Origin of the sequence: Acidaminococcus hominis (assembly GCF_022484025.1) — a bacterium.
Taxonomy (GTDB): domain Bacteria; phylum Bacillota; class Negativicutes; order Acidaminococcales; family Acidaminococcaceae; genus Acidaminococcus; species Acidaminococcus hominis.
On sequence record NZ_JAKVMG010000001.1, the window covers coordinates 832,823 to 854,159 of the forward strand.

Genomic DNA, 21,337 nt, shown 5'->3' on the forward strand with positions numbered 1-21,337 from the left:
GGAAAAGATTAGTCCTTATTGAAGTTCACAAAGGTGTGGATATAGATTTTCATGGCCGTCTTAAATTCGTCCACCACCATGTTCTCGTTGGGCTGGTGTTCGCTCTTTTCCACCCCGGGCAAAATCACCCCGTAGGCCACACAGTTGTCCATGGCCCGAGCGTAGGTAGCCCCGCCGCTGCTGATGGGCTGGTTCACCGTATCCCCGGTAGCTTCCACGTAGGACGCCGTGAGCTTTTGGATAATGGGCGAATCCAGGGGCAGATACACCGGCTTCAGCCAATCGTATTCCTCATAGACAAAGCCAAATTCCGCAGCCTTTTTGGTCAGCGCCTCCACAATCTGCTCCTTGGGGCAGGTGACCGGCAGCCGCATATCAATGGACAGAATTTCCTCTTTGTCCGTCAGTTCAATTTTGCCCAGGTTGAATTTCAGTTCCCCAGAAGCCTCATCTTTGACTTCCCCAAAAATCGGTTCCGCAAACTTGTGGCCGTCCAGGCAGTCCTTGACAAAATTTCCCGCCTTGGTAGGATGCCCCATCTTGTCCAGGGCCAGCAGATACCGCTGAATGGCGTTGATGCCCTGCTCCGCATCCTTGGCGTGGATGCTCTTGCCCAAAATGCCGAAGGTTTCCCCTTCGTCCCGGTACTCATAGCCCAGGCAGTCCAGCGCCCCCCGGAGCGCTTCCGAAGCCGGCGCCTGCACATAGGAAGGAACCACGTTAAAGGCATCCCCGGCCTTAAAGGTCAGCCCGCTGGTATTGGGCGCCTTCAGGAAGCATTCCAGTACCCCTTTTTCCGCATAAATCAGCGGGAAAACCGAATCCGGCGTAAACCCAAAGTCCGGCTTCTCCTCCTTAGCCATATACTGCTTGATGCCCCGCCACAGATTTTCCTCGTCCGTGCCGAAAATAAACCGCAGCCGGTAGTTGGGCTTAAAGCCGCAGTCCAGCAGCGCCTTCACCGCATAAATCGCCGTCAGCGTAGGCCCCTTGTCGTCCTGGACGCCCCGGCCGTAGGCCTTCCCGTCCCGGTAGGTTACCGTAAAAGGATCCGACTTCCAGTCGTCCAGCATACCCGGCGGCACCACGTCCAAGTGACCCAGAATCCCAATCAGCTTGTCCCCCTGGCCAATTTCTGCATAGCCATAGTACCCTTCCGGATCCGCATAGGTCTTGTACCCCATCTCCTGCAGCAGCTCCAGCGTCGCCGCCAGCACCTCATGCAGACTGGTTACCTGGGGATACGTATCCTCCTCCAGATAACTGGGAATAGCCACCAATTTTTCCATGGCGGACAAAAAATGCGGAAAATTCTGTTCCATTTTGTCATAGTAGATTTTCTCTTGTTCAGGCGTCATACCTTACCCTCCTTGCAATACCAGAATCCCCGGCGGAGCCATCCGGTGGCCCTTCCACCCCGGGTGTACATTACACCTGTTATTTTACAGGATGTCCGTCCATAAAACAACAACCATACCCCCCTCCGCCGCAAAAATAAATCAGCCAATATGATGACCAAAAACAGCCCCCAGCCCGAAAAGCCCTCAGCACCTCCCCAGTTCCCCTTCCAAGACCAATCCCTTCACAAAACCACCAGCAATGCCCCTAAGCATCCCAAAATGGATATTTGCGTTAACCCCGGCATACCGGACCACCGCCCAACTGCCCCAGCGGGCCAAGCCGCACTACACCCGTTGACTGAGCGGGGATACCCGGCACCAGGTCTATAATGTCGCTTAACATCACCAATAGCAAAGTTGTCCCGCAGCCCCACGGTCAGCACTAGCCCCAGCTAGGGACAAGCTTTCCCCTGCGGGGAAAGAGGCACCACAGGTGCCGATAGAGGAACACTCTCCGTCTTATAACCCTCAACGTTCACGGGGAGGGTGTCGCACAACGTGCGACGGGAAGGGCCGGTGCCACCTGCGCCCGCTTGCGCGCGAGGTCAGGTACTAAATACAATTCGCAATAATAAGATACTTTATTCTGCTTATATACCACCACGTTGTGCTCAGAAAGAATGTTGTTTTAGAAATGTGGTAGTACATATCTGTTGACTTCCATCAAGAGTTGCGGTCGCGTTCAAACGGCGCCACAGGTATTATTAAAGCCGTTTGGCACACGCGAGCCATGTGATAGCTGCCCAGGAATTGAGCCCGTAGGGCGAAAATAATGCGCTCATATCCAATTATCAAGGCTGCAAGCCGCAGAGAATTGGATAATATGAGCCATGTGATAGCGGCCTGCAAAGCGAACTCGCAGGGTGAAGCTGCGCAGCGAGCCGCGAACCACTCTGGCTAGCAGCGAACCACTAGGGAAGTGGCGCCGGTAGGCGTCGAAGAGAGTTCAAAAAATAAGCATCAATATAACTATATTTGTCTTTTTCTTCCAAGTATTGCGGCCCCCCGGCCGCCTGCCTTCCCACACCAACAGTAGTCCAAGTGTGGGAAGGTGCTTCCTTCATCAAGTGTTGCGGTCGCGTCCAAACAGCGCCACAGATATTCTAAAGCTGTTTGGTACACGCGAGCCATGTGATAGCCGTGGTTGGCATGCCTCCTTCAAGCGTTGCGCTCACATCCAAGAGCCAGACAGATTTTCAAATGGCTCTTGGCTAATGTGAGCCATGTGATAGCGGCCTGCAAAGCAAGTCCGTAGGACGTAGCTGCGCAGCGAGCCGCGAACCACTAAGGAGGTGGCAGCCGCTAGGCTGACGGAGAAAGTTTCTAATTGTAAGGACGCTGCTGATTGGAGCACGGCGAACCACTAAAGAGGTGTCACCGGAAGGTGACGATGAGAGTTTCAACGGAAAGATATTACATCAATCATTCGAAATAAAATAGCAAAATTATTATATTATTATCAATGGAGTGATATTGCATTTGCGGCCGCAGGCCGCCTGCCTTCCACTTACCTGTTCGCCACTTGGTGCGAACAGGAGAAGGGGAAGGGTGGCATTGCCGGCGGCAATGCCGGGATGGGGTTCAGCCAAGCTATCTGGAGGGCTCCTACGCCAATAGTCCCTTGACCGCTACAAAGCTCTCGTCACCCCCACTCCATACACAATCCCTCTCTGCTTTCCGACCCAACCAGTCACGTGCACATCAGCGCCCCAGGGGTTCTCCTTGGTACTCCTGCTCTGCCAGCCCAGTTCCACAAAGCCGCTGGAGCCCTTGGTGCTGGGGGAAGGAGTGTTGAAATTCCGATAACTTGCTTTGGCCTCTCCGTCAAACTCATAATCCCAGCCCAGCCCTGCGTAGAAGGCAGAGTGATAGGGCTGATTTTTGGTGTACCGAACGCCCAACCGGGTCCGGTAGGAATTTACAGCAGCAAAATCGTATTGGGCCTGGCCAAGGCTGTTATGGATAGTGGCAGAATCGCTGCCCAGATGGGTCCAGAAGAACTTCCCGTATACATCTACGCTGTTGTCTTTCTGTTTAAACAGTTTTCCAATTCCAGCATGGGCCGCCAGGTACGGTGCATTGCTGTTGTAGGAAGAATGATAGCCTTCCATAATCCCGGCAAAATCCCCGTGCAGCCTGCCGGCCCGGACCATAGCTTCGTAGTGCAGACCATCGGTATTATCCCGGCGCAGCAGCACCCCGCCGCCGATGTAATGCTGCTTCCCGTCCGCCCGGGCGCCATCGTCCAGGTGGCTGGTGTAGTTGCTGGCGCCGTATTCAAAGAAGGGCATCAGGTTATCCGTATGCTTTTCTGCCTCCCAGCGCTTCACAAAGCCCAGGTTGGCCGTAAGACCCTTGGTATCTACGTAGGAACCTGTCTCATTCCGGAGACTAAACCCGCCCAGGGAAACGTAGGGTACATAACTGGCATCGCCGCCGCTGGCATAGGCGGAAACTGCATCAGAATAGGCCGTAGTGGAGGCCGCAGCACCGCCGTTCCACAATAGAGCCGTCCCTGCCGCCCGGGTTTCTGCCAACAGCTTGGTATCTTCAGACAGGGTGGCCACACTGTCCTCTGGAATGTAGAGGGAAAGGGCATTCTCCCCGTCCTTTTTAATATCCACTGTACGGGTTACCATGCCCGGATCAATGACCTTATTTTTCCCCTCCAGCATAGATAGGGAAGCGCCCGCAGTGGTAATGCCTTTGCCGCTATACAGCAGCGTAATAGTTTCCCCGGGCTGCAGCTGTGTGCTTTCTGCCGTTCCTGCCGTAATGGCGGCACCCGTTAAATCCGGCTCATCACGGAAAATTGGGGGATACGAAATCTAAGACAGAATTTAAAAACTGAAAAAAGGTATTGAAAAAGAGCACGGGATGCTCCATTCTAAGTAATAGCGACAAAACTACGAAAGGAATGATCCACGTGCTCTCAACCTCAAGTATAGCAAATTTATGCAAAAACATACAGGACAATTTTAATATTCCTACGAGTATTGCTTCTCTTTTTGAAGAGATCATAGATGTAAATAGTACCCGGCCTACAGCCGACGTTGTATGCCCTTGCTGCGGCGGTAAGGTCCATGTCCATGACAACCCTGTAACTACACTTAAAGACATGCCCTGGATACCCGGAAAGCCACGGATTCTTCGTGTGAGATTCCACCGCTACCGGTGCCAAAAATGCGGGCATACCTTCAATGAAAACATAACCTTTAAGTATCCTGGAACCAGAGTCACTTCTCGTGCCGCTTTATGGATCAAGATTTTGCTTATGCATCAAATGACGATTAAAGCAGTCAGCGATTTGACCGGTATCCATTGGGGAACAGTTTCTAAAATCCATAAGGAAATTATGGACGAGGCTCTCAAAACGCGAAGCGAGGAACTTCGCAAAAGTGGCTACCGTCCTAAGCATCTTGCCGTTGATGAGTTTGCAATGCACAAAGGCCATACTTACGCAACCTGTGTTATGGACCTTGATATGGGAGACATCCTCTGGGTTGGTGCGGGACGCTCTATAGCTGCCTTTACAAAGTTTTTTGAAGAGACAGACCTGGAGTATTTGTCTGAAGTAGAAGCTGTCGCAATGGACATGAACGCATCGTTCAACACCCTGGTAGAAAAGTATCTGCCTCATGCGGCAATAGTATACGACCGCTACCATATGCAAGCCCAGTATGGACGAGATGTGCTGGGAGCCGTAAGGCTGGAGGAAGCAAGACAGCACAAAGAGAAAGCCGATAACCTAAAGCTTGGGATTACAGAGAATATTGCTGAAGAGCAGGCAACAAAAGCAGAGGATTCAATTAAAGAGGAGAATCGGCTTTACAAGGAAGTAAAACAAGCTCGCTGGACGCTGCTTTGCAAGGAAGAAACACTAAGCGATAAAAAGGCAGAAAATCTCAAGGAAATCCTTAAAAAACATGAAAATTTGACAGTTTGCCATACAATGAAAGAGGAACTAAGTGATCTATTCGAGCTTAGAAACCCCGATTTAGCTGCCGTAGAATGGGAAAAATGGTTTAAAGGAGCCGAGGAGAGCAACATACCGCAGCTGCAAAAGTTTGCCCGCTTAAAGCGAAAACGCAAAGAGGGTTTGATTGCTCACTCAGCCCATCCGATTACCACAGGAAAGCTTGAAGGCTTCAATAACAAGATTAAGGTTGCAAAACGAATAGGGTATGGATACAAAAATGATGAATATTTTTTCACTCTGATTCGATATTCAGCATTACCATCTATACGAAACGGCACTGTCTAGAGATTGCGACAGTGGGATGTTGCTAGACATAAAAGAAGGATGGCAGAAATCTGCCATCCCACAATAAAACGTGAAGAGCCTTAAATCCACGGCCTCCGTCACCGTCAGCAGCGTTTCGCCGGCCTTGGTGCCAGCCGGCACGTAGAAATTCAGCTTTTGAAAACCCGCCACCTGCTTTACCGCGACACCCTTGGTGAAGAAGTTCAGGGTATTGCCGCTGCTGGTGCCTTCTTGATTGGCAGAGCCTAAGGCGCCGCCGTACAACGCACTGCCGGCACCAAAAGTTCCGCCGAAAATATTCACCTGATTGTTCAGTGCCGACCCCGACACAGAATAGCCTCCATAAAGGTCCCCCTGCAGCGTGCCGCCGGAGATTACTACCGTGTTGTCCAGCGCGTCCCCGCTGGCTGCCAGACCCCCGTAAATAGCTGCGGCCACCGTGCCGCCCTGGACCACCACGACCACCACCTGGTTGCCCGTAACCTTGCCGGACCCACAGGACCAGCCGCCGGCCAGGGTTTTGCCGCCTGCGGCCCCTACCACTGCACTGCCGGTGACCAGCACCTTGTTGTCGGTAACTGCCTCCGAGGAGTCCTCTCCAACAAAGCCCCCTGCCCCATGTCCCCAAAGCAGGGCATTGTCCTGGAGCTGCAGCACATTACCCTCAGCTGCGCCGCTCAGGGTATAGCCGCCATAGCCGCCGGCATCGGGATTCACCACCCCGAAGGGCTCGAGCCCAGCTGCGTTTCCCAGCACCGCCGTACCCCCCAGCGTCAGGGTATTGCCCACTACAGCCCCTTGCAGGCTGTAAGCACCGTAGGCACTGCTTTTTACAATTCCGCCCCCAAGGTTTACCAGATTGCCCTGGGCCGTCCCCGTTCCCGCAAGTAGTGCGCCATACGCACTGCCTTCCACCGTGCCGCCGGTCATCTGCACCTGGTTGTTCCGGGCCCAACCGTCCCCGGCATTGACCCAGGCCCCGTACACACCGTTGCCCACGGCCACTGCTTGCTGGAGCTCCACCACGTTTTCCTCCGCCTGGCCTGCCCCAGCATAACCGCCGTACACACCGCCTTCTACTGTGCCGCCGCTAAGCACTGCCCGGTTCTGGGAAACCCTGCCGCTGCCAAAGGACAGGCCCCCTTGGAGGTCGGTAGCCACCGTTCCCCCGGTCATCAGGACCTGGTTACCCGTAACTGCGCCGCTGCTTTCCTCCCCATTGACCTGACCCCCGGAAACAGAATTGTACACATAGCTGCCAGCCTCCAGCGTCACCTGATTATCCAGCGCCGCTCCGCTGTAACTGACGCCCCCGTACACATTGCCTTCCTCTTCGTACTCCTCCCCTACCACGGCACTGCCGCTGAGAAATACCTGATTGCCCTGGGCCGTTCCGGCAGCCGTATACCCACCGTATAAATCTCCCTTCACCAGCCCGCCGTTCATACGCACCGCATTCCCTGCGGCCGTTCCCGTGCCGCGGCTTACGTGCCCCCCGTAGACTTCTACAGCCGCTACACTGCCGGGAGCAATTTCCAGGGTATTTTGCTGGGCAGAGCCCGAGAGAGAAAAGCCCCCGTAGGCAATCCCCAGCACCTCCGCCGTTTCAGAAAGGGTCAGCGTGTTACCCAGCGCACTGGCCCCAGCCTCCACCGCTTGTCCCCCATAGGCCGCTCTGGGAAGCGTACCCTCAACAAGTACCCTTTTCCCGATAATATCTGCCGCCCCACACACAGGCATAGCCACAGCCCCCGTACCCAATACTGCCGCTAATACCGCAAAAGCCTTAACCTTATCCCGTTTTCCCATCCTGCATCCCCACTTTCTTTTCTGCAAATCACTGGCCACATTGCCAGACGCATAAAATACCATTTTTAGCATAACAGCAAGACCACGTCTTGACAATTATACGAACGTATACAAATTGCACCCCCACAAAAAAACTCCGCCGTCCAGGCCTCCTTATGGCCCAAACGGCAGAGTTTTCTTTTTCCCTTTTCTTTTTCCCATTTCTTTTCTACTTTTCCATACCCAAATCCTTTAGTACCTTCCGGTACACTTCCCCCACCTTGTGCCGGGCCAGATCCGCCTCAAAATCCGCCTGGATCTGGTGCAGGATATTGTCCAGGCTGTCATGAATGTTATGCCCTACCGGACACTGGGGATTGGGATTTTCGTGGAAGCGGAACAGGTCCTCGTGGCTGCTGGTTTCCACGGCTTTGTACACGTCCAGGAATGTAATTTCGTTCAAGGGCTTTAACAGGTGGATGCCCCCCGGCCCCCGCTTGATTTCGATGAGCCCGGCGTCCTTCAGCTGGAGCATGATGTTCCGGATAATTACCGGATTGCTGCCTACGCTGCCCGCCAGGAATTCGCTGGTCACCTTATAATCCTTGGAAAAATATTCCACCGCCGTCAGCACGTGGATGGCAATGGTAAATTTGGTAGATATCTGCATAATTGTACCTCGACTTTGTTCTCTAACCTTATCGTAACCTCTTTCCTTACATTATACAAAAGTACCGGAATTTCGGCAAATTTTTTCCGAAGTTCCGGCACTTACACATTTTCTGCTTTACAAAGTGTCCCGCTTCTTCCCATAGTGGAGCACAGTGACCTCCGTCACCAGCATCAGCCCCTCCGTGACCATTTCCTGAAGCACAGGAATCACTTCCTGGATCTTCTCTTTGCGGTCCACCGCTTCCAGGACAATGGGCAGGTCGTCGCTGAGGGTCAGCAGCCGTTCCGTATGGATGGCCTTCCCCTCCCCATAGCCGGCAATGCCCCGGGTAACCGTCACCCCGGCCACCCCCAGCTCCTTTAGCTTCCGCAAAAGGGCCGTATGCAGGCTGTGGCCTTCCCAGCGGGCATCGTCCCCTACGTAGATTTTCAGCATTTCACAAGCTTCGCCTGTTTGCATAGTTACTCCTCCTTCTAGCTCCCCAGGGCATAGCCGGCACAGTAGCCCACCAGCCCCAGCACCACCGTACCCCCCAGGTACAGCACCGCATTCCGGGAATCCCGGTTTTGCAGCAGTCCAAAGCCCTCGTACATAAACGTGGAAAAAGTGGTAAACGCCCCGCAGAAGCCCTCACCCAAGAGCAGGTACGCCGTTTTTGGCGCCTCCAAACTGGACAGCAGCCCCAGGAGCAGTGCCCCCACCAGATTGATGCAAAACGTCCCCAGGGGAAAATCCGTGTCCGCCCGCTGAGAAATGGAGCGCCCAGCCTGGAACCGGCACAGTCCCCCCAGCACGCCGCCTATTCCTACCCATAAATAGTCCATCGCTTCCTCCTTAGTCCCGCTGCCGCAGGAGCCCCAGCCCCCGGGCCAGCACCACGCCGGCAAAAGCCGCCAGAAGCCCCAGGGAAATACTCAGCCCTACATAGGACAGCGCCAGATTTTCCTGCCCGGCCCGCCACAGGTTCACCGTTTCCTTGCACAAGGTGGAAAAGGTGGTAAACGCCCCCAAGAGGCCCGTAGTCAGCCCCAGCCGCAGATCCCCGTCAAACTCCCAGACCTCGTAGGCCACCGTGGAAATCAGGGCAATGAGAAAAGCCCCCAGTACGTTGATGCCCAGGGTGTGCAGGGGAATCACCTCCGGCAGCTGGCCAAGGGAAAGCCCCTTCACCCAGTACCGCAGCAGGGCCCCCAGAAACCCGCCGCACCCGACAAATAGATATTTGCGCATGAAAGCCTCCTTCAGTTTCGTTTCTTGCCCGCCTTAGAAAAAAATAAGCCGACGTCCCCTCTGCCTGTGCAGAAGTCGTCAGCTTTACGCGGTTTCGGCAATTGCCGTGGGAGAACTTCATTCCCGATGTGATGTATCATACCATAGAAAAGGCCGGGGGACAAGCGCTTTCTGTTCCTCGGCCTATGGCTTCTACTGGTTATTTTGAGGCAGCTTTTTGCTGGACACCAGACTGCTGCGCTCCGCCTCCACAAAGGGGTGGATGGCGTCCCAGGTTACCTGGAAGTTGTCCAAAAAGGCCGTATGCCAGGCCTTGGGCACTACGCACAGCCGGGAGTTGGGAAGCAGCTGGTGGGCTTCCAGTACCGTCGCCACCGGCGCATGGTCGTCCTCGTCCCCTACGATCAGCAGCACCGGGCACTGGATGGACCCAAAGGTCTCCTTCCCTACGTGCAGCTTGCTCCAGAACTGCATATAGTTGGTGAGAAATTCCTGGTACCGCTCCGGCTCCGGCATCAGCCCCAGCTGCTGCTCCACAAAAGCCGGGTCGGTTTTCCGCAGGTCTTCCACCGTAAGTCCCGGTTTGAAGTACCCCGCTTTCAGCGTCCCCGCCCCGATGGCCACAAGCCGGTCCACCGCCTGGGGCGCCAGCACCGCCACTTCATAGGCCGTATAGGCCCCATCGCTGAACCCCAGCAGGGTGGCCGGCCGCCTAGTGACGGTGCGCATCACCGTCAGCATATCCTGGGCCTTCTGCTCATAGGTAAGCGGCGTGTGGCCTATTTCCGAGCGGCCGTGACCCCGGGTAGAAACCACAATCACCTGATGGTTGGGGCGCAGCTTATCAATCAGGCCGCCCATTTCGTAGGGCGTACCCACCCCGCCCCCATGAAAAACGAAAACTGGGGACCCGGTTTCGGGCGTCCCGTACACCTCGTAGTACAGCTTGGCGTCCCCGGCCTGGATATAATGGCCCTGCTTCAGATTATTGCCGTAGGGCGTACTGCTGCCCTTTACCCCCGGCTTTTGCATAAAATACCGGAGACCAGAAGGTGCCTTTTCCGCCTGCGCCGCAGAGGCCATGCCCGTCCCTGCCAAACATACCGTCAGCCCCAGCAAAAGAGCCGTTTTCCGTAAAAGTCCCATACTAAGCCTTCTTTCAGTATTTCTACAGTTGCTTTCCAAGATGCTCCACCTAGGCCTGAATCCCAGCCTCATTGCGCCGCTAATAGGTTCACTTCCCCCACCGCGGGAAGGTTAACAGCCCGGTCCGCCTTCTCCTGAAAGCCCTGGCCGCAGACCCCGTCCCTTCGCAGCTGGGCGGCGGAAAATTCTGATTCGCCGCCTTCAGCCACTGGAGAATGCGCAGCCAGGTTTCGCTGCCCAGCAGCTTGGTGATTTCCGGATCTTTTCTTCCGTCACGGTCCTCACACCGTTTCGTACAGGTGAATTTCCAGGTCCCCTTCGGAGATTTTGCCCACAGCGGCAATGGTATCCACAAAATATTGCTGCTGCATATGCAGGTCCAGCCCCGCCTTGTCCTGCCATTTTTCCAGGAAATAATAGGCATTGTCCGTGCCTTGAGGATCCGTCAGCACATCATAGCTGACATTCTTTGCTTCCTCCCGGCTTTTTTCCGCCAGCGCATGGGCCAGCTTCAAGAATTCCCCTTCCTGACCTTTTTGTACAATACATTTGGCAAATACTGCAAGCATACTGCTGCCTCCTTTAATTTTATTGTCATGTAATTTATTACATTTCTTCTCTAGGGTTATGGTATTCCAAATTTTCCCTCCTGTCAAGACTTTTCCCCTGAAACCCACAGCAGCTATGCTATACTGAGAGAAATACCGTTTATTGCTTTCCAGAAAGGAGCCTCCCCCATGACCCTACTTCTCCGGGAAATCCCCGTCAAAAGCATCCTCTCCAAATCCAACCTGCCCGTCTGCGAATACGCCGCCAACCCCTACGTAGGCTGCACCCACGGCTGCCTGTATTGCTACGCCTCCTTCATGAAACGTTTCACCGGCCACCCCGAGCCCTGGGGCACCTTCCTGGACGTGAAATACTGGTCTGAGCTCAAGCACCCCGAAAAATACGCCGGCAAAGAAATCTTCCTGGGCTCCGTAACCGACCCCTACCTGCCCGAAGAAGCAAAATACGGCCGTACCCGGGCCCTGCTCACCCAGCTCCAGGGCAGCGGCGCCCGCCTTTCCATTGCCACCAAAAGCGACCTGATTCTCCGGGACCTGGACCTGATTAAAACCTTTCCGGACGCTCGGGTCTCCTGGTCCATCAACACCCTGGACGAAACCTTCCAGAAGGCCATGGACCGGGCCCCCAGCATAGAACGCCGTCTGGCCGCTATGGAAGCCTTCCACCGGGCCGGCATCCGCACCACCTGCTTTATCTCCCCTATTTTCCCCGGCATCACCGATGTAAAAGCCATTATAGAACGCGCCCGAGACCACTGTCAGCTGATTTGGCTGGAAAACCTGAACCTCCGGGGAAGCTACAAAACCACCATTCTCCGCTATATCGAGAAGCAATATCCCCACCTCCTGCCCCTATACCAGGAAATCTACCAAAAAGGCGTCAAAAGCTATTGGGAAGCCCTGGACCAGGAATGCAGGGCCTACGCCGCAAAAGCCGGCCTGGACTACGTAAGAAATGACGACAGCCTCACCCGCCCCTTTGACGCCCCACCCCTTTTGGTCAACTACTTCTACCACGAACAAATCAAAAAGAACGCCCCAAAGCCCAATAAACCACCCCGCCCCTGACAGCCGCAGACACCATCCTACGTACACTGCACATAAACATTGCATACAAACACCACTTACAACCCCTGCAAATATGCACTACTTACTAACCCTGCATAACGAAAAAACTTGCGAACCCAAACGAGATTTCGCAAGTTTTTTATTGCAACATTTTCAGCTATAGCAGAGTTTTCTCAGAAAAGAACTGGCAGAGGCAGTGCAAAAGTTTAATCAGGTATTTTCCAGTTTTTGCGGCCGCCGGCCGCTTGCCTTCCCGCACCCCTCGTCTCCTCCATTTCGCCGTGGAAACGGCTGAAATGGGGGAGATGCGCCTATTTCAAAGCTACTAGAGGCGCAGAGGGGGCACGGAAGTGCGGGAAGGTGTCTGACGCTAGGAAGGGGGATGGGCCCGTCCACACCAACAGTTCGCTGACCGCACCAATGGCTTGTTATCTACCCCTTCAATACTCATACTCCAAACTAAAATCATCATACTGATTCCTGTACTGGTTATCCGCATCTTCCGCGTCCCACAGGTCCAGATTCGGCGACTGCTGCTGGCTGTAGGCGCCCAGGGCATTGGCCCGGTTCACCACCTTATTGTTCACAAGCACAAACAGGTTCTGCAATTCCGCCCGGGCCTCCTCGGAAGGGCAATCCACAAAATCCAGATCATCCCGGCAGCGCAGCGCCCGGTCCGCAATATCCTCTGCCTGGGCATACCAGCGCTCTATATCGGCATACTTCCAGGGTTGGTTGAAATCCATCTCAAACGCCAGGTCCTCTGCTTCCCGGTTCAACGACTCCAGCGTATCCACATACCCGTCAAACTCAAAATACGTTTGGGGCGACGACGGTTCAGGCTCGGCCGGTGGGAGCTCCACCCCGTTCTGGGGCAGGGTTTGCTCCAGCGGCGGAAACGGGTTAGGGGGCGGCGCTGGATCCGGCTCTGGCGTGGGCTCTGGTTCCGGTTTCGGTTCTGGTGCCGGAGCCGGTTTTGACGCCGGTTTCTGCTGCTGCACGGTCTTCTGCTGGGGTTCAGAGCCATAATCCTGCTCAGGTCCATAAAAGCTGATAACCCCATACATCAGTACAAAACACGCAGCCACAAAAATCGTAAAGTTCCTCAGGGGCCGAAACGCCCAAGGCTCATCTTCCTCGTAAGCCACCCGCTTTTGGACCCTCACCCCAGGCTTGTTCCCCAGTCCCCTGCTGGTAGCCGCTCCAGCGCTTACTGCCGCAGATCCCGTTCCCCTCGCCTCCAGCTGGGTTTGCTGCGTATTCCCGTCAGCCTGCCGCTCCTCCGAGGCCCGCTTTTGGGCACTCTGCACAATGCTCTTTTCCTGCGCCGCCAGTACTTTTCCCAGGTCGTTCAACCCTTTAAATCCCGTTGCCATGCTGCTCTCCCCCCTTTTGCGGGCCTTCGGAACTTGTCTGAAACCCCCTTGCTTTACTGTTTGCTATACTCAGTCGGCTGCTGCTTATGCACAACTGAAGCCCCACCAGCTTCTATAAGTTTGCTCCTGCACATTTTCTTTCGGCTTCAAAACTTGGATTTTTTCAATTCTGCCTGAAAATCCGCATTTGCCTGTCTCCCTTTGGCAAATTCCCCAACAGGGCTTTGTCCCTTGCTGGCTGCTGCAATGGCATTGGCTCTTCCTACAACCCGATTATTGATAAGAACCAAAAGATTGTTCAAGCGAATCTTATCATTTTTCGAAGGGCATTTGATACCATCCAGTTCTTTCTGTAACGCCTTTACTGAGTCTGCGATTCTGACCGCTTCATCATAAAGATTTTCTGCTCTTCCTAGGTCACCCTGATAATGATCTACCTTTGCTGCCAAATTATCGGCCTGCGCATCATAAAAATGCATATTGCCAACCATCTTGTGGAAAGCTGCATACTCATCTTTTTTAGGAGCTGGTGCAGCTTTGGGCGCCGATTTCTGCTGCTGCACGTTCTGCTGCTGAGACTCAGTTGCATGATGTGCTATACCTCCAAAAAACAGGCCCAAACAACATAGTAGGACAAGTGCACCAGCTAAGAAAGCAATAAATTTCCACACCACCCGAAACAACAAGGGCTCATCATCATCGTAATCCACCCGCTTTTGGACCCTCACCGCAGGCTTGGTCCCCAGTCCCCTGCTTGGGGCACCCGCTCCGGCGTTGGAAGCCACCGGTGCCGTCCCCCTCGCCGCCAGTTGGGTTTGCTGCGTATTCCCGGCAGTCTGCCGATCCTCCAAGGCTCGCTTTTGAGCGTTACGCATAATGCTCTTCTCCTGGGCCGCCAGTACTTTTCCCAGATCATTCAAGCCTTTAAATCCCGTTGCCATACTGCGTTCTCTCCTTTGCCGGCCCTTTAGAGCGTGTTCACAATTTCCTGGATTTCCTGGGTCATATTCCCCTGCAGCTGTTTCTGCTGCATAAATTGAAAAATTACCCCTTGGGTTTGCGCCACCGCTGCCTTCCGGCTAGGCAAACTGACCCCGGAGAGCGTCAGCTTCTGTAAAGCCGCCAGTTCATTCCGGGCCCGGTTCTGGAGAAAATCCCCGTCCAAGGCGATCACCTTGAGCCCTGCCAAAAAAATCAGCGCATCCGCCCAGAAAACCAGTTTGGTCCCCGGTTCCCGGGCAGCCGCCATCAGCAGCTTGGCAGAGATTGTGCAAAGGTCCACCGCCACCTGCCGGCTTTGCCGGTCATCCTGCAGCCGGCTTTCCTTGGCCAGTTCCAACGGCTGGGCAAGCTTTTCCCAGGTATAGGTCAGCCGCAGCAAATGCCCCAGCAAATAGGCCAGCTCCACCTGGGAAACGTCTTCCCCTGCCCGTTTGCTGGTGTAGCGCACCAGCTCCCGCAGCGCCGGCGTAGCCGCGGCAAAAAAGCCCTGGGCCTCCACCTCGTAGGCATCTACCAGACTGTAGGCCAGTTGGGGTGCCCGCTGGGACCGTTTTTTGGTCAAAAGCTCCAGCAGCATCCCCAGCCCCAGTCCGATATGTTCGGACTGATACCGGTCCAAAGCCAGTTTGCACAGCCTCACCCATTCCCGCTGCTGCTTTTCCAGGGCCTGCTTCACTTTGGCCACCGACTCTACGGCCGGAAGCCCCGCCGCCCGCCGGTTCTGGTTGATCTGTTCCATTAATTTTTCCGGGACAATACGCTCCGTATACTGCATCAAAAGCCCCATATCCGTCAGGTTTTCTGCCCCCGGCCCTTCCTCTGCCACCCGCTGCGCCAGCACATTGGCCTTGGCGCAGTACAGGTCACTGCTTCTGCTGAGGGCTGCACTTTGGGGCTCCTTCCGCGGGGCTGCTTTTACCTGCTGCAAAATGGACGCCGTTTCCTGGGCACTGACCCCGGGCAGCCAGGCCACTTCCTCTTCCAGCCGCAGGCCAGGATTGGTCAGTCGGTTGGCCAGTTCCCGGGCCGTGCCATCCCCCTGGAGCAGCTCCCGTTCCTCCGCTGCACTGAGAATGGCCGTCTTCCGGGTCTCTGTTGCTACCTGGAGCAGGTAAAAAGGACTTTCCCATAAGCTCATTTTCTTCCCTGCTTTCTTATCGCTTATTCCTGCCGGCGCCCCAACAGGGCTTCGTTCAGGCAGGCCTGATCAATTTCCGTCTTCTTGTTTTTGGCAGCCAGGCGGGCCGCCTCCCGGATCACATAGTCCGTATCCGACAGGGGCCGCCCTGCCATCGTGCGTACCAGTTCCCGGGTGTCCAGCTCCGGGCTTACCGGCCGTTTTTTGAGGAGCGCCTGCACCAGAGACGCCACCTCTGCCTCACTGGGCATTCCCACCTCCACCAAATGGTCAAACCGCCCGGTTCTCCGGACCGCTGCATCAATCAGGTCCAGCCGGTTGGTCATAGCCAGAACCAGCACCTGGTGAGCCGCCGCTTCCGGCAGCTGCCGCAGGAACTCGTCCACCTCTTCCACCTGGTGGAGATTGCTGCCCGCCCGGTCCCGGCTGGAAACAAAGGCTTCCATTTCGTCAATGACCACCACCGCAGGAGCGTGGGCCTTAGCCAGTGCAAAAACCTCCCCAATCCGCTTGCTGGTCTCGTGGATGTAGGGACTTCCCACACTGGCGGAATCAATGGAATAGCGGGGCCACCCCAGATATTCCACCAGCCGGTCCACCGCATAGGTCTTACCACAGCCCGGCGGGCCATACAAAAGTACGGCCGTAGGAAACGTGATGCCCATTCTTCTATAGGCTTCAGGATGCTTCACAAGATCAATAATATGCTCGTTAAAAAATTTCTCCAGCTGCGGCCGCCCAGGCAGCGCAAAGTCCCCCTCCGGGTACTTTCTACTTTCCTGTGGGGAGCCTTCTGCCCCCTGCGGAGAGACTTCCACCGCCTGCTGGGCTGGCAGCGGCACCGCAAGGCCCGCAGCCTGCACCAGTTCCTGCCAAGCCCCCTGGGTCAGGTCCGGGCACAGGGCGGACAGCCGTGCAAAGTCCGTTACCGCCACGTCCACGCCCCCAGTGAGAACCCGCCCCAGCACCTGTGCATCGGGCACCGCTACGCGCCCCGTCCACAGGGGCAGCAGAACTCCGGCCTGCTCCAGGTACAGGGCGTCCTGAAAACCAGCGTCCTTTTCCAGCTGCCGGCTGCGCTTTAGGGCCCGGCATAGGTCCAGTACTTCCGGCAGTTCCCAGGCCTCCGTACAGTTCTCCAACGGAACGATGCGGCTGTCCCTAAAGGCCCAGGCCCTGCTGCGCCCCAGAGAAACGGCTTCCCCCTGATTTTGGGGCAGCAGCCCGCTTTTCAGCCAGCGCCCGGCCAGCTCCTCCAGGGCCAGCAGCAGAACGTCCCCCGCAGCGGTCCTGTACAGCTGCCACTGGGGCCCGCCCATCAGGAGCTCAGCCGCAGCCGTACCCAGGACCTGATACCCCCTGGGAAGCCATGGGTTTTGCATCTCCTCACCCCCGAATAATATTCACCAGCCGGTAAACAGCTCCGCTATCTCCCCGGCTGGGCAGCAGCCGGAACAACTCGAACACCACATTGCGCAGCTGTTCAATCCGGTCCTGCTGCTTAAACTGCTCACCCTGTTTTTGCAGGGCCTGGAATTTGCTCCGATCCGTAAACTGGCCCGGATTTTTTACCATTTCATTAAACATGCCTACGACGAACCAATCCTGCCGCCACAGGATATTCACTTTCAGAGAGCTCATTTTCTGAAGGGTCAAATCAAATTCATTATCGGGATTTTCCAGACAGCTTTCGGCATTTTTCTTGAGCGCCTCAAACCGTGCCTGTTCGCTGGGCTGGGCGTACCGCTGGATCTGGTCGGCATAATCCCGGACATTGTCCGCCAGTTCCCCTTCCCGGATTTTCGTCAGATTCCGTTCCCGGGTCTGGGCCAGCAGCTTTTTCACCTCATAAATGGTGTTCCAGGCTTCCCCCACATCTTCCGCACTTTCCGTACTGTGGTTCAGTTCCCGGGCCTGCACGGCCTTTTCCCGGGCTTCTTCCAAGAGGGGATCCTGCACCTGCTGCTCCAAGGTATCAATCCGCTGCAGCAGCTCCTTGGCATCTGCGTCCACCTTGGGCGAGGCCTTGCCAAAGTCCGGCGTCTTCCCTGCGGTAGTATAGAAATTCTTGGCCGCAAAGGACGCTCCAATGCTGGGCACCGCCACCGAGGCCACCAGCATCCCCGAATCCAGTACCTTATAGTGAAATTCCAGTTCCGCCCCAGCAGGAATCACATCATCGTCAAAATCGTCCCCGGTAATCTGCAAATACCCAATGGGCCGGTTGTCCGTTACCGGGTGGGCAATCTCCCCTTCCACCAGGTTGAAGTTCAAGGACTTATTGGCCCCGGAACGCAGGGTTTCTGCCGCCCGGTAGATTTTCGTCCCTTCCTTGGGCAGGGATTCCCCAGCCTTCACCAGGAAGTCCAGCACCTGCTCCCCGCCCACCTTGTCCAGCACAATGGCCGCAATGGAATGAGAAGCAGGAATGCCCACAATGGTAGCCGCCGTCTTGGTAATGGTAATCTGGTCTTTTTCAATGGGGACCAGCCCCCCGTTGGGAGCAAATACGAACACCTTAAAATGATTGTCCCCGCTTTCCGACAGAGGCACTTCCACGATTTTGCCGTTTTCCAGAGGCACCCGGCCGGAGGACCAGCCCGTATCCAAGCTGTCCACCTGGAACTGCATACCCTGCACATTGCCTCCCAGGACCTTGGCCGCCACCTTGGTCCGATTATCGGAGGTCCGGGCAATGTACACAAACTGCAAATCCAGGCCGCTACCCACATTCACCTGGCCCCGGTTCCCCTTTCTGGCGTGCTCAGCTGTGCTCCAGTCAATGGACTCCGCAAAAATGCTGGCCCCTTCCGCTACCGCCGTCATCGGGTTCACATCGGTGCTGCCGGGAATGCCCAGCTCAAAGGAAACCTTATCCCGCAGCGGCTTGTAGTTGGTGGGGCCCCCAATAAAGACAATTTTGGCAATATCTTCCGGCCGCAGACCGGCCTTGCCAATGGCTTCCCGGGCCGCCTCCACCGTTTCCCTAATGCGTTTATCGATCAAGGCATCATATCTCTTCCGGGTAATGGGAATGTCCAGATAGACTTCCGCATCTTCCTGGTCCCGGACATTCAGCTCCATTTCCGACAAAGTAATAGTGGCTTCTTCATTGGCGGACAGTTCCATCTTGGCCTTTTCCGCAGCCCAGGCCGCCATACGCATCAGCCGGTTGTTCTGTTTTTGCAGCAGTTCCTCCGGCAGCTTGAAATTTTCCCGCAGCCAGGGCTTCACCACATTGTCCACCAGTGTCCGGTCAAAATCCCGTCCCCCGCACATGGCAATGCCCCCGTGGGCAATGAGGTTTACCTTCCCCGCCACACTTTCCGCAATGGCAATATCCAGCGTTCCCCCGCCCAGGTCGTAGACCAGGAACGTTCCATCGGATTTTTCCTGCTCCATGATGTTCATGACAGCCGCCACCGGTTCCTGCATCAGCGCAACCTTGCTAAAGCCAGCCAACTCCGCCGCCTTCATGGTGGCCGTTTTCTGCATCTGGTTAAACGCTGCCGGCACCGTAATCACAATCCCCTGAATGTCAGCCTCGTCCACCTTGCCGGACAAATACCCGTACAGCACCTTCAGAATTTCCGCCGAGCATTCCTCCGGTGTCTTCTCGATATGCACCGCAGGAAAAGCAATCTTGGTGCTGGTGCCCATGAATCGCTTGAACAACGTAGCTGCGTTCCCCGGTGCCATCGGCGCCGCATTATAGGCCCGCTGCCCATATTGGGTATTGCCCCGGCGGTCAATATAAATGGCGGACGGCGTCACATCATTTTGCTCCGGGCTCTTCCACACCTGCGTATGTTTCCCATCATAAGTACAAATTGCACTGTTGGTCGTCCCCAAATCAATTCCCACATAAATAGCCATTATGCCTTCCCCCTCACCAAAATAGTTCCAAGCTTAACAAGTTGCCCATCTGTTCGCAAAATAATAGGCTCCACCATCTGTTCCACCACAAGAGACGTTCCTTCCGGAAATTCGTCCGCATTCAGCGCCTTTACCGCCATACCCGGGTCATAGACCGTACCCTCGTCATATTCCTTCAGCACAAACCCCGCCCTTTCCGCCTGCTCCCGCAGCTTCCGCAGGTACCAGTCATACCGCCCCCGGTACTTCTGCCGCTCCAACAGGTCCAATTTCTCCACCAACTTTGAGTAGCCCTTGGCAAAACGCCAAGATTCCAAGATTACCTGAATAAACGCCCCTTCCAGCTCAGACATTTAAATCCCTTCCCCTGCTTTTAAATTTGCAGACCTTTCCTGCATTTTTACTTACAACCCTGCTTGCAGCGCTTGGTTTGCATTGCTTGGTTGCATTTCTTACTCGCATTTCTTACTCGCATATCTTGCCCGCAGTGCTTACCTACACCATTTCCTTTCAACAATCGCTTCAAACCAACAATTTTCCATTGGCCCCAGCAAAATTCCAATTACTTTCAGTATAGCAGAATCCCTGTACCATAAAACTCCCACTTTCCCAGCCTAATATAATTTCCCTTTCCACCCCATAAAAAAACAAACCCGACCGAGGTAATACCCTCAATCAGGTTTGTTTCCTATTCGATATGCAATTGCTATTAGGTCAAAATACCGGGGTGCCAAAGCTTTGTGATGGTCGCCAGCTGGAAGAAATACCTCCAAGAAAGCAAAATTGGCATACCCAGCGGGTCACCCCAACATTTGCGGCCTCCTGGCCGCCTGCCTTCCCGCACCAACACTCGTCTCCTCCATTTCGCCGTGGAAACGGCTGAAATGGGGGAGATGCGCCTATTCCAAAGCTATTAGAGGCGCAGAGGGGGCGCGGAAGTGCGGGAAGGTGGGGCGCACAGCGCCTCGGATGGGCCCCACCAAGATGCCCAGCGGGCTAATGCACTACCTAATTCTTAGCACTAGCCCCTTTTTAGCAGCTGACCAGTAGTGGCTTAGTAAGCCTTCTGCAAGCGTTGCGGTCGCGTCCAAATATCGTCGCAAGTTACCCAAAAGATATTTGGTATACGCGACCCATGTGATAGCTGCCCAAGAAGCAAGTCCGTTAGGACGCAGCTGATTGGAATGCAGCGAACCACTGAGAAGGTGTCGCATTTTCCTTTAAAGCCCCCTTCAAGCGTGAAGGGGGTGGCAGCCGATAGGCTGACGGAAGAAGTTTTTCCAGAAATCAGGCGACGGCTGAGGTTTAACCCCATCATTTCCGGCCTCCGGCCGCCTGCCTTCTCCGCACAACAACATTCCAAGGCGGGGAAGGTCGGCATTGCCTCCAGCAATGCCGGGTTGGGGCAACTACCTACATTCCTGCACTAGCCCTAGCAAGCACACGACCAGTGGTGGCCCTGAACGCTTCCTGCAAACGTTGCGGCCGCATCCAAACAGCCCAACAAATTCTGCAAGTGGCTGTTTGGTTAATAAGGTCCATGCGATAGCCGTCCAGGAAGTGAGCCCTGTAGGCGAAACTGACTGGAGTACGGCGAACCGCTCAGGAAGTGTCACCGCAAGGTGACGATAGAAGTTTAAACCACACATTACGCTTTTCACCTCAAGTCGCCCAAAGGGCGCCCAAAGCTCCAACCCTTTGGGAATCGTATCCATTTTTCAAGGCTGTGCCGCTGAGAAATGGAATATACGACCCCTGTGATAGCGGCCTGCAAAGCAAGTCCGTAGGACGCAGCTGCTGCGCTCAC

At 55.2% G+C, this 21,337-nt stretch carries 17 protein-coding genes and 1 riboswitch; of the genes, 2 read left to right on the plus strand and 15 right to left on the minus strand.

Annotation, left to right across the window (positions count from 1 at the left end; all coding sequences use genetic code 11):
• Positions 1–8: 8 nt before the first annotated feature.
• Positions 9–1,358, minus strand: coding sequence for a Sapep family Mn(2+)-dependent dipeptidase (locus LKE88_RS03495; protein ID WP_105325382.1), 1,350 nt, complete (start codon positions 1,356–1,358; stop codon positions 9–11).
• A 1,670-nt stretch (positions 1,359–3,028) separates the two neighbouring features.
• Positions 3,029–4,075: a hypothetical protein gene (locus LKE88_RS03500; RefSeq protein WP_276802771.1), complete on the minus strand. Its 1,047-nt coding sequence runs from the start codon at positions 4,073–4,075 to the stop codon at positions 3,029–3,031.
• A gap of 242 nt (positions 4,076–4,317) precedes the next feature.
• Between LKE88_RS03500 and LKE88_RS03505 the strand changes: the two genes are divergently transcribed.
• Complete coding sequence (locus tag LKE88_RS03505; RefSeq protein ID WP_146109029.1) at positions 4,318–5,664, plus strand: ISL3 family transposase; 1,347 nt, start codon at positions 4,318–4,320, stop codon at positions 5,662–5,664.
• On the opposite strand, the gene LKE88_RS03510 is transcribed toward LKE88_RS03505, so the two are convergent.
• The 7 genes from LKE88_RS03510 to LKE88_RS03540 all read right to left on the minus strand — a co-directional run bounded on the left by LKE88_RS03510 (position 5,635) and on the right by LKE88_RS03540 (position 11,070).
• Positions 5,635–7,473: a hypothetical protein gene (locus LKE88_RS03510; protein WP_105325379.1), complete on the minus strand. Its 1,839-nt coding sequence runs from the start codon at positions 7,471–7,473 to the stop codon at positions 5,635–5,637. The genes LKE88_RS03505 and LKE88_RS03510 overlap by 30 nt on opposite strands.
• Before the next feature lie 208 nt (positions 7,474–7,681).
• Positions 7,682–8,122: an Rrf2 family transcriptional regulator gene (locus LKE88_RS03515; protein ID WP_105325378.1), complete on the minus strand. Its 441-nt coding sequence runs from the start codon at positions 8,120–8,122 to the stop codon at positions 7,682–7,684.
• 117 nt (positions 8,123–8,239) lie between these two features.
• Positions 8,240–8,584 carry a putative PII-like signaling protein gene (locus LKE88_RS03520; RefSeq protein ID WP_105325377.1) on the minus strand — a complete coding sequence of 115 codons (345 nt, stop codon included), beginning with the start codon at positions 8,582–8,584 and terminating at the stop codon, positions 8,240–8,242.
• Positions 8,585–8,598: 14 nt separating this feature from the next.
• Entirely contained in the window at positions 8,599–8,949 is a 351-nt protein-coding gene (gene crcB / locus LKE88_RS03525) for a fluoride efflux transporter CrcB (protein ID WP_105325376.1), read from the minus strand.
• A 10-nt stretch (positions 8,950–8,959) separates the two neighbouring features.
• Positions 8,960–9,355: a fluoride efflux transporter CrcB gene (crcB, locus tag LKE88_RS03530; protein ID WP_105325375.1), complete on the minus strand. Its 396-nt coding sequence runs from the start codon at positions 9,353–9,355 to the stop codon at positions 8,960–8,962.
• Positions 9,356–9,417: 62 nt separating this feature from the next.
• Positions 9,418–9,489, minus strand: a riboswitch (Fluoride riboswitch).
• A gap of 58 nt (positions 9,490–9,547) precedes the next feature.
• Positions 9,548–10,501 (minus strand): alpha/beta fold hydrolase, encoded by a 954-nt coding sequence (locus tag LKE88_RS03535; RefSeq protein ID WP_105325374.1) that lies wholly within the window; start codon positions 10,499–10,501, stop codon positions 9,548–9,550.
• 281 nt (positions 10,502–10,782) lie between these two features.
• Positions 10,783–11,070: a putative quinol monooxygenase gene (locus tag LKE88_RS03540; RefSeq protein ID WP_105325373.1), complete on the minus strand. Its 288-nt coding sequence runs from the start codon at positions 11,068–11,070 to the stop codon at positions 10,783–10,785.
• Between the two features lie 168 nt (positions 11,071–11,238).
• On the opposite strand from LKE88_RS03540, the gene LKE88_RS03545 reads away from it, so the two are divergent.
• Entirely contained in the window at positions 11,239–12,138 is a 900-nt protein-coding gene (locus tag LKE88_RS03545) for a radical SAM mobile pair protein B (protein WP_105325372.1), read from the plus strand.
• Positions 12,139–12,578: 440 nt separating this feature from the next.
• Here LKE88_RS03545 and LKE88_RS03550 read toward each other — a convergent pair whose 3' ends face one another.
• From LKE88_RS03550 to LKE88_RS03575, 6 genes are all read right to left on the minus strand, one after another.
• The gene (locus tag LKE88_RS03550; RefSeq protein WP_105325371.1) at positions 12,579–13,514 is read right to left on the minus strand and encodes a hypothetical protein; all 936 of its coding nucleotides are present in this window, start codon (positions 13,512–13,514) and stop codon (positions 12,579–12,581) included.
• 146 nt (positions 13,515–13,660) lie between these two features.
• Positions 13,661–14,455, minus strand: a complete 795-nt coding sequence (locus tag LKE88_RS03555) for a hypothetical protein (RefSeq protein ID WP_105325370.1) — start codon at positions 14,453–14,455, stop codon at positions 13,661–13,663.
• A gap of 26 nt (positions 14,456–14,481) precedes the next feature.
• Entirely contained in the window at positions 14,482–15,654 is a 1,173-nt protein-coding gene (locus LKE88_RS03560; RefSeq protein WP_105325369.1) for a hypothetical protein, read from the minus strand.
• A gap of 23 nt (positions 15,655–15,677) precedes the next feature.
• Positions 15,678–17,036, minus strand: coding sequence for an AAA family ATPase (locus LKE88_RS03565; protein ID WP_118287254.1), 1,359 nt, complete (start codon positions 17,034–17,036; stop codon positions 15,678–15,680).
• A 4-nt stretch (positions 17,037–17,040) separates the two neighbouring features.
• Entirely contained in the window at positions 17,041–19,530 is a 2,490-nt protein-coding gene (locus tag LKE88_RS03570) for an Hsp70 family protein (protein WP_276802773.1), read from the minus strand.
• Positions 19,530–19,883, minus strand: coding sequence for a hypothetical protein (locus tag LKE88_RS03575; RefSeq protein ID WP_118287252.1), 354 nt, complete (start codon positions 19,881–19,883; stop codon positions 19,530–19,532). Before LKE88_RS03575 ends, LKE88_RS03570 begins: the two co-directional genes overlap by 1 nt.
• Between the last annotated feature and the right edge of the window lie 1,454 nt (positions 19,884–21,337).